This is a genomic window from Xenorhabdus sp. NBAII XenSa04 (genome assembly GCF_963866145.1).
GTDB lineage: Bacteria > Pseudomonadota > Gammaproteobacteria > Enterobacterales > Enterobacteriaceae > Xenorhabdus > Xenorhabdus indica.
Window position 1 is genome coordinate 1 of record NZ_CAWMEB010000355.1, and the last position, 613, is coordinate 613.

At 54.5% G+C, this 613-nt stretch carries 1 protein-coding gene; it reads left to right on the forward strand.

The window, feature by feature from the left end:
• Nucleotides 1-113: 113 nt before the first annotated feature.
• A partial coding sequence (locus tag AAC147_RS12235; protein ID WP_047686762.1) for a TraI domain-containing protein occupies nucleotides 114-613 on the forward strand: 500 nt, incomplete at its 3' end.

The following is a 613-nucleotide window of genomic DNA, read 5'->3' on the forward strand; positions in this document are numbered from 1 at the left end:
TCGGTGGGTGAATCGAGTCAATTTAATTTTCATTTCCACAAAAAGAGTTTTTCCTTGTTTCAGACCGGGATTCACCGACACTGGGCCCAATTTGAACTGAAAGAGGAAAAACCATGTTTCAGCGTTTTAAATCCCATTTTGTCCGCCAGTCTGCCACACCGCAAAAATCATCCGAACAACAACCGGAAGCCATTCGTGACAGCCGGGGCTATTTCCGGCCACAATCGGTGGATAAGTTACTGACCACCCCACTGCGCCGTCAGTATCTTCAGCAATTATGGCAAAACACTGCCCTGCCCGAAGGGCTGTATCAGCGTTTTTATCTCGCACCGGTGAAGCAATTGCTGAGCCGTGTGCAGCAGGTGCCCGCCACACCGGATGGCGACTGGTCAGGGGCAGGGGGATTTGCTGACCTGACGCTGCAATTTACCGCCTGTGCCGTGCGACTGGCGAAAGGGCATCTGTTACCGCCGGGGGCGGCACCGGAAACACAGGCCGCCCAGAGCCTGTTATGGCAGGCCGTCGTGTTCTGGATGGCGTTGTTTTATCACCTGCCGTTGTTGCGGCAACTGGAAGGGGAGCTGGATGATGGACATGACTGGCAGCCGGGATT